This window comes from Arthrobacter alpinus (assembly GCF_001294625.1).
Taxonomy (GTDB): Bacteria; Actinomycetota; Actinomycetes; order Actinomycetales; family Micrococcaceae; genus Specibacter; species Specibacter alpinus_A.
Genome location: NZ_CP012677.1, coordinates 1,261,462 through 1,276,049 on the forward strand (window position 1 = coordinate 1,261,462; position 14,588 = coordinate 1,276,049).

A 14,588-nucleotide genomic window follows, 5' to 3' on the forward strand; every position below is an offset into this window, starting at 1 on the left:
ACGCATATTCTTCTCACGATCAATTACGAACAGGACGGTGGAACTGATGGCACACGTGCCCACAGCTACTTCTTCAGATCCTTCTGAAATGGCCGGGCCCGGCATGGCCGAGCCCGCAACAGCGTTCCTCGCCGGAGGCCAGTGGCAGCCCACCGCGGAGCACTCGCTGCGTCACGCGCCGGGGCCGTACTTTGGCAACTACGGTGGGCGGTGGATGCCCGAATCGCTCATCGCGGCTCTGGATGAGCTCGAAGAAACCTTTGAAAAAGCCAAGGTGGATCCGGAGTTCCTGGCCGAAATTGCGCAGCTGAACAAGAACTACTCGGGCCGCCCGTCACTGCTGACAGAGGCCAAGCGGTTCAGTGCACATGCCGGCGGGGCCCGGATCTTCCTCAAGCGCGAGGACCTGAACCATACCGGTTCGCACAAGATCAACAACGTCCTGGGCCAGGTACTCTTGGCCAAGCGCATGGGCAAGACCCGTATCATCGCCGAGACAGGTGCCGGACAACACGGTGTGGCCAGTGCCACTGCCGCAGCCCTCCTGGGCCTTGAGTGCGTGGTGTACATGGGGGCCGAGGACTGCCGCCGGCAGGCCCTGAACGTGGCCCGCATGCAGCTTCTGGGCGCTACCGTAGTGCCCGTGACCAACGGCTCGCAGACGCTCAAGGACGCCATCAACGACGCCCTTCGCGACTGGGTGGCCAATGTGGATACCACCCATTACGTGCTCGGCACGGTCTCCGGCGCCCACCCTTTCCCGGCCATGGTGCGCTTCTTCCATGAGGTTATCGGCGAGGAGGCGCGCACCCAGATCCTTGAGCAGGTGGGGCGCCTGCCCGACGCCCTGTGCGCGTGCATCGGTGGAGGGTCCAACGCCATAGGCTTGTTCCACAGCTTCCTGGATGACCCGTCGGTGAAGATTTACGGCTTCGAGGCCGGTGGCGACGGTATTGAGAGCGGCCGCCATGCAGCCACTATCACTCTGGGCCGCCCGGGCGTACTGCACGGCGCCCGCTCTTACCTCATGCAGGACGACGACGGCCAGACCGTCGAGTCCCACTCCATCTCAGCAGGCCTAGACTACCCCGGTGTTGGACCCGAACACGCCTACCTGGCAGATATTGGCCGCGTGACATATGAGCCCATCACCGACGCCGAGGCCATGGACGCGTTCAAGCTCCTGTGCCAGACCGAGGGGATCATCCCGGCCATCGAGTCCTCACACGCACTGGCTGGCGCCATGAAGGTGGGCCAGCGCCTCACCGCGGGCTTGACCACGCCGTCGGAGATTGTGATCATCGTGAACCTCTCCGGCCGCGGTGACAAGGACGTGGAAACGGCCGCAGCCTGGTTTGGCATGCTTGACGAGCAAGGCCACGTGAAAGGCACCACCCTGTCCACCCGCACCGCCAAGGGCGCCGCCCCGACGGCCGATGAAAACGCAGAGGATGCCACCCATGAGTGAAAGCGCCGCCCCGGAACTGATTGAAGTACCGCAGCTTGAAAGCAAGTCGACTGCGGCCATCGACAGGGCAAAGGCCGCAGGACGCAAGGCCCTCATCGCGTACCTGCCCGCCGGGTTCCCGAACAAGCAGGCCTCCATTGACGCCGCCATCGCCGTGGCCCGCAACGGCGCTGATATCATCGAGATAGGCATCCCGTATTCGGACCCCGTCATGGACGGTGCCGTCATCCAAGCCGCCACGACCGAGGCCCTGAACAACGGCTTCCGGGTGGCCGACGTCTTTGACATCGTGGCAGCAGTCACCGCCGAAACCGACGCCGCAGTCCTGGTCATGACGTACTGGAACCCCGTGGACCGGATGGGTGTTGACGAGTTCGCCCGCAGGCTGTCCGACGCCGGGGGAGCCGGGCTCATCACCCCGGACCTCGTCCCCGACGAGGCTGCACAGTGGATTGCCGCCTCCGACAAATACGGCCTCGACAGGGTTTTCCTCGTGGCGCCCTCCTCCACCCCGGAACGCGTAGCCATGACCGTCGCGGCCAGCCGTGGCTTTGTCTACGCCGTCTCCATCATGGGCGTGACAGGTGCCCGCACGTCGGTCTCCAGCGCCGCAGAGGCCGTGGTGGCTGCGGTGCACGCGGCCGGCGCCGAGCGTGCGTGCGTGGGCTTGGGCGTCTCCAAGGCCGAACATGTGCGTGAAATCGCCGCCTATGCCGACGGCGTCATCGTGGGAACTGCTCTCGTAGCTGCCCTGCGCGACGGCGGCGTCGACGCTGTCGGCGCCTTGGCTAAGGAACTTAGCAGCGGCTTCAACGCACCCACCTCCTCCAACCCGGAAGTATAAGTGCCAGTGATCTTCACTCTCTCCTCTCCCACCTTGGCCACGGCCGTCGGCGCAGCCATTCCGGCGCCCGCTTGGTCTGGCTTCGACATCGGCCCCCTGCGCATCCACGCGTACGCCCTGTCCATCCTGCTGGGCATCATCGCAGCCCTATGGATGACCGACCGCCGCTGGAAGCGCCGCGGCGGCCCGGAGGGCTCCATCTGGGACATCGCCATCTGGGCCATCCCCTTCGGTATTATCGGCGGCCGGCTCTACCACGTCTTCTCCTCACCAGAGGCCTACTTCGGCCCCGGGTTTGACGGTACGGGCAACCTAGCGCTCATCCCGCAGATCTGGCTTGGTGGCCTGGGCATTTGGGGAGCCGTGGTCCTGGGCGTGGTCGGCGCCTGGATAGGCTGCCGCCGCGCGGGTGTGCGCATCTCAGCTTTCGTTGACGCGGCAGCTCCTGGCATCCTGCTGGCCCAGGCCATTGGCCGCTGGGGCAACTACTTCAACCAGGAACTGTTCGGCGGACCCACCACCCTTCCCTGGGGCCTGCAAGTTGACCCGCAATTTGTGCCGCCGGGCTTTAGCCCCGACACCCTCTTCCAGCCCACTTTCCTGTACGAGAGCATCTGGAACCTGCTCGGCGTGGCGGCATTGCTGGTGCTGGACCGGAAGTTCAGGCTGCGCCGCGGCCGACTCTTCGTGCTGTACGCCATGATTTACACGGCAGGACGGGTCTGGATTGAACTGCTCCGGATCGACACCGCCGAACAGATCACCTTCTTTGGCATCACCACTCGCCTGAATGTGTGGACCAGCATCTTCGTCTTCCTCGCCGCACTGGTGGTGTTCTTGATCCTGACGTTCGTCAAAAACAAGGATGTACCGGAGTCCGTCTACCTGCCCGGGCACGAGCCCTCAGCGGTCGTGACCGACGGTGCTGAGGGTGAAGCAGTTGGTAGCTCCGGTTCGGCTGCCGAGGGTACCGGTGGGGCGGCGGGCACTGAGGATGCGCTTGATAAGCCCTCGGACGCCGGTTCCTCCGCTGGGCGTCCGGCAGAGACTGAGGCTGGGGAGACTACCTCCCCGGATGCCCCCACCCCGCCCGGAGCGTAAACAGCTCCTGCGCCACGGCCGGCCCATGTGGCAACCGCTGGAGGTGCCTAAAAGCGGACCCGGTTTCTCCGGGGCCGCTTTTTTGTGCCCGGTGATTTTCGCAGATTCTGGAGTGCTCGTGAGCTTTGTCTCTCTTTTTAGTTACGGTTCTTGCATATTTGTTCGCTATGCAAGATGAATGTGTTCAGTCCCACCAGCACCCTTATATAGTGATAATCGCCGCGCAGACGGGCCCAACACGCTACTACGGGTCTTTTGTGCACTTGCACTACGGATGTATCTTCCGGGTGGAATTGACACAAGCGAGAAGCCATCCAGCGGGAGGGGAGACCTTCCTTACTCCGGACGCGAACGGCAGCACCGCTTCACCGTTTGCCGGGATACCCTTATCCCGGTGTCCAAGGGCCGCCGTCGTCCCCATCAACGCTTTTCCAGGGGAAGGACCTCACCGTCATGACTCGTACTTCTCAGCCGCCGGGGCCGCGCACCGGTCTCGCAGCGCCACGCACCGGGGCCGTCTCGCCCTTCACCCGGTTCGCCGCCATGCCGGCCCAGACAGGCCTGTACCGCCCCGAGACCGAAAAGGATGCGTGCGGCCTGGCCATTGTGGCCACCCTGCGCGGCACACCTGGCCACGATATCGTGGAGAACGCCCTGGCTGCCCTGCGCAATCTTGAACACCGCGGGGCCGTCGGCGCCGACGAGGGCACCGGTGACGGGGCCGGCATCCTCACCCAGATTCCCGATGAGTTTTTCCAGGCCGTCACCGACTTCGAGCTACCTGCGATGGGGGAGTACGCCGTCGGCACGGCCTTCCTGCCGACCAATCCCAAGGAGCTTGCCGCAGCCAGAGCCGGGCTTGTAGCCCTGGCCCAGAGCGAGGGCCTGAAGGTCCTTGGCTGGCGCGAAGTGCCCATCGTGGCAGGCCTGGTTGGTGCCAGCGCCAGGGATTGCATGCCGCACTTTAGCCAACTGTTCCTGGCCATCGACGGTGCGGAGCAGGCGCTGTCGCGGACCGAGGTCAACGCCCTAGATGCCAAGGCGTTCAGGTTGCGCAAGCGCGCCCAGCACAAGTTTGGCGTCTATTTCCCGTCGCTGTCCTCCAAGACCATCGTCTATAAGGGCATGTTGACCACCGCTCAGGTGGAGCCGTTCTACCCGGATCTCTCCGATCATCGGTTCACCACCCGGCTGGCTATTGTGCACTCGCGTTTCTCCACCAACACGTTCCCGTCCTGGCCGCTGGCCCAGCCCTTCCGTGCCATTGCTCACAACGGTGAGATCAACACCGTCAAGGGCAACAGGAACTGGATGCGCGCCCGGCAGTCCACTATGAGCCACTCCGTGCTGGGCAACGCCCCGGAAGAACTGTTCCCGATCTGCACGCCCGGGGCCTCGGACTCGGCGTCCTTTGACGAGGTGGCGGAGCTGTTGTGGCTCTCCGGGCGCCCCATCACCGAGGCCATCATGATGATGATCCCGGAGGCCTGGGAAAACCACACAACCATGGATCCTGACCGGAAGGCCTTCTACGAGTACCACTCGCTGATGATGGAGCCGTGGGACGGACCCGCCGCCGTGTCCTTCACCGACGGCACCCAGGTGGGCGCTACCCTGGACCGCAACGGCCTGCGCCCCTGCCGCTACTGGGTCACCGACGACGGACTGGTGGTCTTCGCCTCCGAGGTGGGCGTGCTGGAGATCGCCCCCGAGAAGATCGTGGAGAAGGGCCGCGTGGCCCCCGGCAAGATGTTCGTCGTCGACACTGAAAACGGCCGGCTCATCCGCGACCAGGAGGTCAAGGCGCAGCTAGCCGCCTCGCAACCTTACAAGGAGTGGGCCAAGGAAAACACCATCCGCCTGGCCGAGCTGCCCGAGCGCGAGCACGTGGTCCACACCACCGCCTCCGTCCTTCACCGCCAGCGCACCTTCGGCTACACCACCGAGGAGCTGAAGATCCTGCTGGGCCCCATGGCGCAGACCGGTGGCGAACCGCTGGGCGCCATGGGCACCGACACGCCCGTGGCCGTGCTGTCCACCCGCCCGCGCCTGCTTTTTGACTACTTTGTGCAATCGTTCGCGCAGGTGACCAACCCGCCGTTGGATGCCATCCGCGAGGAACTCGTCACCTCCTTGAACACCACTATTGGCCCGCAGGGCAACCTGCTCTCACGGGCGAAGGTCAAGATGCCGCAACTGGCCCTGACCTTCCCCGTGATCAACAATGACGAGCTGGCCAAGATCGCCAACATCGAGTCCCCCCTGAAGGCTGACGGCACCGGCGCGGAGCTGCTTGCCGTCAAGGTGCGCGGCCTGTACAAGTTCGACGGCGGTGAGAGTGCCCTGCGCTCCCGGCTGACGGAGATCTGTGAGCAGGTCTCCGGCGCCATCAACCGCGGCGTGCAATACGTGGTGCTCTCCGACAGGGACTCCTCGGCCGCCTGGGCGCCCATCCCGTCACTGCTGCTGCTTAGCGCTGTCCACCACCACCTGCTGCGCAGCGCCAACCGCACCAAGATCTCCTTGGTGGTGGAGGCCGGCGATGTCCGCGAGGTCCACCATGTTGCCGTGTTGATCGGCTACGGCGCCGCAGCGGTGAACCCATACCTGGCCATGGAATCCGTGGAGGAACTGATTCGCACCGGCGATGTCACTGGGGTGACCCCGGAGCAGGGCGTGGCGAACCTGATCAAGGGCCTGGGCAAAGGCGTTTTGAAGATCATGTCCAAGATGGGCATTTCCACCGTGGCCTCCTACTGTGGTGCCCAAACGTTCGAGGCCCTGGGGCTCTCGGACAAGCTCGTCGGGCAATACTTCACCGGCACCGTCTCCCAACTGGGCGGCGTAGGCCTTGAGGTCATCGCCAGGGAAGTTACCCAGCGGCACGTCCTGGCGTACCCGGTGGACGGCGTGGACGTCCCGCACCGCCCCCTGCTGGGCGGCGGGGAGTACCAATGGCGCCGCGACGGCGAACCGCACCTGTTCAACCCGGACACGGTCTTCCGCCTCCAGCACGCCACACGGGAACGTCGCTACGACATCTTCAAGCAGTACACCAACGGCATTGATGACCAGGCCAGCAAGTTGATGACCTTCCGCGGCCTGCTTAAATTCAAGGACGGGGTGCGCCCGCCGGTGCCGTTAGAAGAGGTGGAATCGGTGGCCAGCATCGTCAAGCGCTTCTCCACCGGCGCCATGAGCTACGGTTCCATCTCCAAGGAAGCACACCAGACCCTGGCCATTGCCATGAACCGCCTGGGTGCCAAATCCAACACGGGCGAGGGCGGCGAAGACGTTGACCGCCTGCTTGATCCCGAACGCCGCAGTGCCATCAAGCAGGTGGCCTCCGGACGGTTCGGGGTCACCAGCTTGTACCTGAGCAACGCAACAGATATCCAGATCAAGATGGCTCAGGGCGCCAAGCCCGGCGAAGGTGGCCAGCTCATGGCCAAGAAGGTGTACCCGTGGATCGCCGAAACCCGGCACTCCACCCCCGGTGTCGGCCTGATTTCCCCGCCCCCGCACCACGACATCTACTCCATCGAGGACCTGGCGCAGCTGATCTACGACTGCAAGCGCGCCAACCCCAGCGCCCGCGTACACGTCAAACTGGTCTCCGAAATGGGGATCGGCACCGTGGCCAGCGGGGTGACCAAGGCCAAGGCCGACGTCGTCCTGGTCTCAGGACACGACGGCGGCACCGGTGCCAGCCCGTTGAACTCGCTCAAGCACGCCGGCATGCCGTGGGAGCTGGGGCTGGCCGAGACCCAGCAGACGCTGCGGATGAACGGGCTGCGCGACCGCGTGGTGGTGCAGGTGGACGGTCAACTGAAGACCGGCCGCGACGTAGTGATCGCAGCCCTGCTCGGCGCCGAGGAGTACGGTTTCGCCACCGCGCCGCTGGTGGTTTCTGGTTGCGTCATGATGCGCGTGTGCCACCTGGACACCTGCCCGGTGGGTGTGGCCACACAGAACCCGGAGCTGCGCCAACGCTTCAGTGGCAAGCCCGAATTTGTGGTCAACTTCTTCGAGTTCCTGGCCGAGGAGGTCCGTGAGATCCTCGCGGAACTGGGGTTCAGGACGCTATTGGAGGCGGTGGGTCAGTCGGACGTGTTGGATGTTCGCAAGGCGGTGGACCATTGGAAGACCGACGGTCTGGATCTGAGCCCCATCATCTCCGATGCGGGCGTGCCCGCGGGAACTCCCGTCCATAACCAGACCACCCAGAACCATGAGCTGGAGAAGCACTTTGACCAGCAGCTGATCACCATGAGTGCGGAGGCGCTCCGCGAGCGGATTCCGGTGAAGATCAGCCTTCCGGTGGTCAACACGGACCGTTCTGTGGGTACGCTGCTTGGTCACACCGTCACTAAGACGTTCGGAATCGAGCTGCTGGGAACCGACACCATCGACGTCACCCTGACCGGCCAGGCCGGCCAGTCGTTGGGTGCGTTCCTGCCGGCCGGCGTAACACTTCGCCTCTTTGGCGATGCGAACGACTACGTGGGCAAGGGCCTCTCCGGTGGTCGGATCACCGTCCGCCCGGATCGTGCCAACACGTTCTCGGCGGCGGAGAACGTCATTGCCGGCAATGTCATTGGTTACGGGGCCACCAGCGGGGAAATGTTCTTGCGCGGGTTGGTGGGCGAGCGCTTCCTGGTTCGCAACTCCGGTGCGAACGCCGTGGTGGAGGGCATTGGCGACCACGGTTGTGAATACATGACAGGAGGGGTGGCACTGATTTTGGGGGACACGGGGCGCAACTTTGGTGCCGGCATGTCAGGTGGCACCGCGTTTGTGCTGGACCTGTTGCCGAGCAACGTCAACCAGTCCGCGTTGGAATCGGGAGAGTTGTCCTTGTTGGCGCTCGACGCCCAGGATGCGGCCATTGTCCACACACTGCTTCTCAAGCACCAGCAGGAGACGGACTCGTCCCTGGCGGCCGCATTGCTGGCCGATTTCCCGGCCACTGTGACGCGGTTGGCGAAGGTGCTCCCGCGCGACTTTGCAGCAGTATTGGAGACCCGCTTGGCAGCAGCCGGGCTGGGTGAGGACCCCGACGGGGCTACCGTGTGGGCAAAAATTTTGGAGGTTACCGGTGGCTGATCCCCGTGGATTCTTGAAAAACCGCGAACGTGTCACTCAGTCGCGACGGCCCGTACCGGTGCGGATCATGGACTGGAAGGAGGTTTATGAGGCGCAGGAGAAGGGTGTCTTGAAGTCACAGGCTGGGCGGTGCATGGACTGCGGTGTGCCGTTCTGCCACCAGGGCTGCCCGCTGGGAAATCTGATCCCGGAGTGGAACGACCTCACCTGGCGGGACAAGGGCCAGGAAGCCATTGAGCGGCTTCACGCCACCAACAACTTCCCCGAATTCACCGGGCGCCTGTGTCCGGCCCCGTGCGAGAAGGCTTGTGTGCTGGCCATCAACCAGCCCGCCGTCACCATCAAGCAGGTGGAGGTCTCCATCATCGACGAGGCCTTCGAGGCGGACTGGGTGCAACCGCTGCCCCCGGCACGGCTCACAGGCAAGACGGTCGCCGTCGTCGGTTCAGGACCTGCCGGTATGGCCGTCGCCCAGCAGCTCACCCGCACCGGGCACACAGTGGCCGTCTACGAACGTGACGACAGGATCGGGGGGCTGCTGCGATACGGCATCCCGGACTTCAAGCTGGAGAAGGAAAAGCTTGACCGCCGACTGGAACAAATGAAGGCCGAGGGCACCCGATTCCGCACCGGCGTCGAGGTGGGCAAGGATATTGGGTGGGACCAGCTGCGCAAACGCTACGACGCCGTCGTGGTGTCCACTGGCGCCACCGTGCCCCGGGACCTCCCCATTCCGGGACGTTCCTTCGCCGGTGTGCACTTCGCCATGGACTACCTTGTGCAGGCCAACAAGGTGGTGGCGGGCGAGACCGTGCCAGGGCAGATTCACGCCCGAGGCAAGCATGTGGTGATTCTTGGCGGCGGAGATACCGGTGCCGACTGCCTGGGCACCGCGCACCGCCAGCAGGCCGCCTCGGTGACAACATTGGCCATTGGCAACCAGCCGCCGGTGGAGCGCGGGGCTGGCCAGCCGTGGCCCACGTTCCCGAACCTGTTCGAGGTGGCCAGCGCGCATGAGGAAGGCGGGGAGCGCACTTACCTGGCGTCCACTGTCGAGTTCCTGGGCGAGAACGGCGTCCTGACAGGCCTGAAGATTGCGGAGACCGAATACCAGGGCGGGCGCCGGGTGCCTAAGGAGGGGACCGAACGGATCATCCCCGCCGATCTGGTATTCCTCTCGCTCGGGTTCACCGGCCCGGAAACGGCCGAGCTAACCCACCAGCTGCCCGTGGAACTGGACGAGCGCTCCAATGTGCGCCGTGATGGTTACTACATGACGAGCCGGCCGGGAGTGTTTGCCGCCGGCGACGCAGGGCGGGGACAATCGCTGATTGTGTGGGCCATTGCTGAGGGCAGGGCCTGCGCGGCGGCCGTGGACAAATTCTTGATGGGCGAAACATTCCTGCCTGCGCCCGTCTCGCCTAGTGACTCGGCTATCAGTGTTTAGCGGCGAGCGGTTAGGCTTGAAGCAAGTCCAAGAAGATTTCTACTGTTAAACACACCATGAGGTAGGTAAATTGAGACGCGCAAAAATTGTGGCCACATTCGGGCCAGCAATCGCGAGCTATGAGAACACCGTTGCTGTCCTGGACGCAGGTGTCAACGTAGCCCGCATGAACATGAGCCACGGCGACTACGCCGTGCACCAGGTCACCTTTGACAACGTCCGCAAGGCCGCTGCGGAACTGAACGTTCCCGTCGCCATCATGGCCGACCTGCAGGGCCCCAAGATCCGTCTGGGGCGCTTTGCCAACGGAGAAGGTTATGACCTGGCCGTGGGTGATATCTTCACGATCACCACCGAAGACGTCCCCGGCACCAAAGACATCTGCTCCACCACGTTGAAGTCACTGACCGAGGACGTCAAGGTGGGCGACATTATGCTCATCGACGACGGCAAGGTTTCCGTGCGTGCCATCGAAGTTGACGCCATCAAGGTTGTCACGGTTGTGACTGTCCCGGGCAAGGTCTCCAACAACAAGGGCATCAACTTGCCCGGCGTTGCCGTCAACGTTCCGGCGTTGAGCGAAAAGGATGAGTCCGACCTGCGCTGGGCACTTGCCTGCGGCGTGGACTTGATCGCCCTTTCCTTCGTCCGCGACGCTAGCGACATTGAGCGTGTGCACGAGATCATGGACGAGGAAGGCCGCCGCGTACCGGTGATCGCCAAGATCGAAAAGCCGCAGGCAGTGGACAACCTTGAAGCCATCGTTGACGCGTTTGACGCGATCATGGTGGCCCGCGGAGACTTGGGTGTGGAGCTTCCCCTGGAAGATGTGCCGTTGGTGCAGAAGCGTTGCGTTGAAGTTGCACGCCAGTGGGCCAAGCCGGTCATTGTGGCAACCCAGGTGCTCGAATCCATGATTGAGAACCCGCGCCCCACCCGCGCCGAGGCTTCGGACTGTGCCAATGCCGTGCTCGACGGCGCGGATGCAGTCATGCTCTCCGGCGAGACCAGCGTGGGTAAGTTCCCCATCGAAACCGTCAGGACCATGGCACGCATCATTGAGGCCACGGAGAAGGACGGCCTCAAGCGCATTCCGAAGCTCGGTTCCGAGCCGAAGACCCGCGGCGGCGTCATCACGGCTGCTGCCGTGCAGATCGCAGACCAGCTCGACGCCAAGTACATCGCCACGTTCACACAGTCGGGCGACTCGGCACGCCGCCTCTCGCGCCTGCGCCCGTCCAAGCAGGTCTTCGCTTTCACACCCGACGTGCGAGTCCGCAACCAGCTGTCGCTGACCTGGGGTATTGAGCCGGTCCTGGTGCCCATGGTGGCCCACACCGACGCCATGACCGAGCAGGTTGACTCCACGCTGTTGGAGAAGAAGCTGGTCGAAAAGGGCGACTTGGTTGTTATCGCTGCCGGTTCCCCTCCCGGACAGGCCGGTTCCACGAACCTGGTCAAGGTTCACAAGGTGGGCGACCTCGCCGATATCGGCAGGGGCCCCGACGGGCGCCCGCTGAACAAGGAAAAGGTTGGCCGCTGGCCCGCTGAGTAATTCCCCGTCGCCCGCGAGCTAACAAAAGCGCACTGCGTAGTGAAAACGTCCCTGTTTTCACTACGCAGTGCGCTTTTGGCTTTTAATGCACCACCGTTAAAATACGACGTCGGCACCCAAGGTGAGTGCCGACGTCGTCCATGTTTTGCGGTGATCGAGTTTGTCGAGATCCCGAGGTCGGGGCTGGAAGCTAGTTGACCTGGTTGATGATGGTCTCGGCGACTTCGCGCATGCTCAGGCGGCGGTCCATGGAGGTCTTCTGGATCCAGCGGAAGGCCTCGGGCTCGCTCAGGCCCATCTTGGTGGTCAGCAGGCTCTTGGCGCGTTCCACGAGCTTGCGGGTGGCGAACTGCTCCTGAAGGTCGGATACCTCGTCCTCAAGCGCCTTGATTTCCTCGTGGCGGGAGAGGGCGATCTCCAGGGCGGGGAGCAGGTCTGCCGGGGTGAAGGGCTTGACCACATAGGCCATGGCGCCGGCGTCGCGGGCACGCTCCACGAGTTCCTTCTGGCTGAAGGCCGTCAGCAGGACCACGGGGGCGATGCGGGCCTTGACGATGATTTCAGCGGCGGTGATACCGTCCATGACGGGCATTTTGACGTCCATGAGGACCAGATCGGGCTTGAGTTCCTTGGCGAGCTCCACGGCCTTCTCACCGTTGTCGGCCTCGCCGACCACGTCGTATCCTTCGCCACGAAGGATTTCCATAATGTCCAAACGGATCAGGGTCTCATCCTCCGCAACGATGACGCGGCGCGCGGGCGTGGTGGGGGTGGTTTCCGATTGTTCGGACACTAAAGGCTCCTTAGAAGCTGTAAGCTGTGATGTCGGACACTAAATCCGATTTTTTAGCACTTGTGGGGCGCTGGTTCCACAAAACAGCCTATCTGCATGTAGAGTAGTTTCGCGCACTCGTTCGGAAGTGATTCACGAATGGGCGCGTGATCTTCGTAACGGTGTTCACTTGAACGCTTTTGCCAAGGCCCGAGTGGCGGAACGGTAGACGCGCTGCACTCAAAATGCAGTATCGAGAGGTGTGTGGGTTCGAATCCCACCTCGGGCACGCTAAACCCCCTGGTCACAGGGGGTTTTCGTGTTTAAGTGTTCCCAAAAAGCCCAAAAGTGTTCCCACGGGCGTAAAATTTAGTGCATGGCGAGTGTTGTTCAGCGCCGGTCGAAGTCTGGAACCACCTCCTTTCAGGTGAGGTGGCGCGATCCCGATGTGGCCCAACAACAAAGCGTCACTTTTGTCTCCGAGATTGACGCGAAGCTGCTCAAGAAGTTCCTGGACAGGAATGGCCAATCGTTTGGCATTGCCTAGAAAGCAATGGAGTCCAGTAGACGCAAAGTCCTGACTGTTGCCGAAGTTATCCAAGAACACATCGATTTATTGGTCCGCCCGGCCTCCGGCACTTTGCGCACCTATCAGACCATGTTGGATTTGCACATCAAGCCGGTGCAAGGAGCAATCCTGATCGATGAACTCGATATGCGGCAGGGTTACGTCCCGCTGAGTGGTGGAGTTTGCCTCGACACCGTGCGGGTCAGTTCTTTGATTATGCTGCAGTGAGTTCTGGGAGCAAAATCGCCTCCTCCACGGCTTCGACTGATGCCGTGTTCATGGCCTTGAGTTCGGCCATGGAGGCTTCGCAAGAGGTAGCGGCGGTCCCCGGCTTCCCATTCGTCATGTTGCTCGACAAGGACGGCTCCGGCGAGCCGTAGGAGCGCTGCGGGGTTGGGGAAGACTCCGACAACATCGGTGCGTCGTTTGATTTCCTTGTTCACCCGTTCCATGGGGTTCGTGGACCAGATCTGGCGCCAGTGCCTGGCCGGGAAGCCGGTGAACGCGAGGACGTCCTCCCGGGCGTCGCCGAGCATCGCTGCGACCTTCGGATGGGACTTGGCCAGCATCCGCGTGACCTCGTCGAACTGGGTGTTCACGTGTGCAGCGTCGGGCTGGGCGAAGGCGGTGCGGATGATCGAGGCGACCATGTCCTGGGATCCCTTCGGCACGATCGAGAGCACGTTACGCATGAAATGCACCCGGCAGCGCTGCCAACCCGCACCGTGAAAAACCGTGCCGATGGCCTTCTTCAAGCCACTGTGGGCATCGGAGATAGCCAGCTTCACCCCGTCCAGCCCACGGGCCTTTAACGACCGCAGGAACGAGGTCCAGAACCCCTCGTTCTCACTGTCTCCGACATCGAAGCCCAAGACTTCCCTGCGCCCGTCAGCAGCCACACCGAAGGCGACCACGACCGCCTGGGACACGACCCGGTGCCCGACCCGTGCCTTGCAATAGGTCGCGTCCAGGAACACGTACGGGTAGTCCATGGCCGAGAGATCCCGGTCCCGGAAAGCACCGACCTCATGGTCCAAGCCCTCACAGATCCGGGACACCTCGGACTTGGAAAATCCCTGTATCAGCCCCGAGCGCCTTGACCAGATCATCGACCTTGCGCGTGAAGACACCGTGCAGGTAGGCCTCCATCACCACGGCGTAGAGTGCCTGATCCACGCGGCGCCGGCGCTCCAGCAACGCAGGGAAGAACGAGCCGTTGCGCAGCTTGGGGATCTTCAGGTTCAGGTCCCCGGCGGTGGTCGTCAACGTCCTAGGACGGGACCCGTTGCGCTGGGTCGTGCGAGCCTCGGAGCGTTGGAACGGGGCGGCACCGATGAACGCGGTCCCCTCGGCCTCGATGAGCTGCTGGTACAGCGTTTCGGTCGCAGTGCGGATACGGTCGGAGACATCGGTGAGTTTAAGTTGGCCAAGCAGGTCAAGCAAGGACGACTGGTCTAGAGCCATCGTGTGTTTGCGTCCTTTGTGAGTTCTTTGATCGGTCCTCACTGACCATCACACGATGGCTCTTCACATCAGAAATCCGATGCTCAGCAACCGGAAACTACACCACTCCACGGGACGTAACCAAATGACTGGCCTGATTCTTAGCGCTCTTTTGGCCTGAAACGAGCCACTAACTTGGCCCACATTCCTAGCTGAAACGGCCTACAAATAGTTGATCACACACACCCTTCCGCTGGTGTCAGTGTCAATCTTGAAAATTCGGA

The 14,588-nt window shown here is 63.0% G+C and carries 9 protein-coding genes, 1 tRNA gene and 1 pseudogene; 9 read left to right on the plus strand and 2 right to left on the minus strand.

Annotation, left to right across the window (positions count from 1 at the left end; genetic code table 11):
- Window positions 1-103: 103 nt before the first annotated feature.
- From trpB to pyk, 6 genes are all read left to right on the plus strand, one after another.
- Entirely contained in the window at window positions 104-1,468 is a 1,365-nt protein-coding gene (trpB, locus tag AOC05_RS05585) for a tryptophan synthase subunit beta (protein WP_062009412.1), read from the plus strand.
- Window positions 1,461-2,312: a tryptophan synthase subunit alpha gene (gene trpA, locus AOC05_RS05590; RefSeq protein ID WP_062006386.1), complete on the plus strand. Its 852-nt coding sequence runs from the start codon at window positions 1,461-1,463 to the stop codon at window positions 2,310-2,312. The genes trpB and trpA overlap by 8 nt, the downstream gene beginning before the upstream one ends.
- Entirely contained in the window at window positions 2,313-3,413 is a 1,101-nt protein-coding gene (gene lgt / locus AOC05_RS05595) for a prolipoprotein diacylglyceryl transferase (protein ID WP_395939462.1), read from the plus strand. It begins immediately after the preceding gene.
- Window positions 3,414-3,866: 453 nt separating this feature from the next.
- Window positions 3,867-8,519, plus strand: a complete 4,653-nt coding sequence (gltB, locus tag AOC05_RS05600) for a glutamate synthase large subunit (RefSeq protein ID WP_062006387.1) — start codon at window positions 3,867-3,869, stop codon at window positions 8,517-8,519.
- Window positions 8,512-9,966 carry a glutamate synthase subunit beta gene (locus AOC05_RS05605; RefSeq protein ID WP_062006388.1) on the plus strand — a complete coding sequence of 485 codons (1,455 nt, stop codon included), beginning with the start codon at window positions 8,512-8,514 and terminating at the stop codon, window positions 9,964-9,966. The genes gltB and AOC05_RS05605 overlap by 8 nt, the downstream gene beginning before the upstream one ends.
- 70 nt (window positions 9,967-10,036) lie before the next feature.
- On the plus strand, window positions 10,037-11,521 hold the full coding sequence (pyk, locus tag AOC05_RS05610) for a pyruvate kinase (protein ID WP_062006389.1): 1,485 nt from the start codon (window positions 10,037-10,039) through the stop codon (window positions 11,519-11,521).
- Window positions 11,522-11,711: 190 nt separating this feature from the next.
- Here the strand turns inward: pyk and AOC05_RS05615 are convergent, their stop codons facing one another.
- Complete coding sequence (locus AOC05_RS05615; RefSeq protein ID WP_062006390.1) at window positions 11,712-12,314, minus strand: ANTAR domain-containing response regulator; 603 nt, start codon at window positions 12,312-12,314, stop codon at window positions 11,712-11,714.
- Window positions 12,315-12,501: 187 nt separating this feature from the next.
- Here AOC05_RS05615 and AOC05_RS05620 point away from each other — a divergent pair.
- From AOC05_RS05620 to AOC05_RS20040, 3 genes are all read left to right on the plus strand, one after another.
- Window positions 12,502-12,582, plus strand: a tRNA-Leu gene (locus tag AOC05_RS05620).
- An 87-nt stretch (window positions 12,583-12,669) separates the two neighbouring features.
- On the plus strand, window positions 12,670-12,840 hold the full coding sequence (locus tag AOC05_RS19320) for a hypothetical protein (protein WP_154605298.1): 171 nt from the start codon (window positions 12,670-12,672) through the stop codon (window positions 12,838-12,840).
- 6 nt (window positions 12,841-12,846) lie between these two features.
- Window positions 12,847-13,089, plus strand: coding sequence for a hypothetical protein (locus AOC05_RS20040; protein ID WP_154605299.1), 243 nt, complete (start codon window positions 12,847-12,849; stop codon window positions 13,087-13,089).
- On the opposite strand, the pseudogene AOC05_RS05625 reads toward AOC05_RS20040, so the two are convergent.
- Window positions 13,076-14,325 (minus strand): annotated as a pseudogene (locus AOC05_RS05625) (IS256 family transposase). The gene AOC05_RS20040 and the pseudogene AOC05_RS05625 overlap by 14 nt on opposite strands.
- Window positions 14,326-14,588 lie beyond the last annotated feature (263 nt).

Excerpts from the sequence above, each read along its gene's own strand:
- trpB (WP_062009412.1), top strand. The coding sequence starts at position 104 with ATGGCCGAGCCCGCAACAGCGTTCCTCGCCGGAGGCCAGTGGCAGCCC.
- trpA (WP_062006386.1), top strand. The coding sequence starts at position 1,461 with ATGAGTGAAAGCGCCGCCCCGGAACTGATTGAAGTACCGCAGCTTGAA.
- gltB (WP_062006387.1), top strand. The coding sequence starts at position 3,867 with ATGACTCGTACTTCTCAGCCGCCGGGGCCGCGCACCGGTCTCGCAGCG.
- AOC05_RS19320 (WP_154605298.1), top strand. The coding sequence starts at position 12,670 with ATGGCGAGTGTTGTTCAGCGCCGGTCGAAGTCTGGAACCACCTCCTTT.
- AOC05_RS20040 (WP_154605299.1), top strand. The coding sequence starts at position 12,847 with ATGGAGTCCAGTAGACGCAAAGTCCTGACTGTTGCCGAAGTTATCCAA.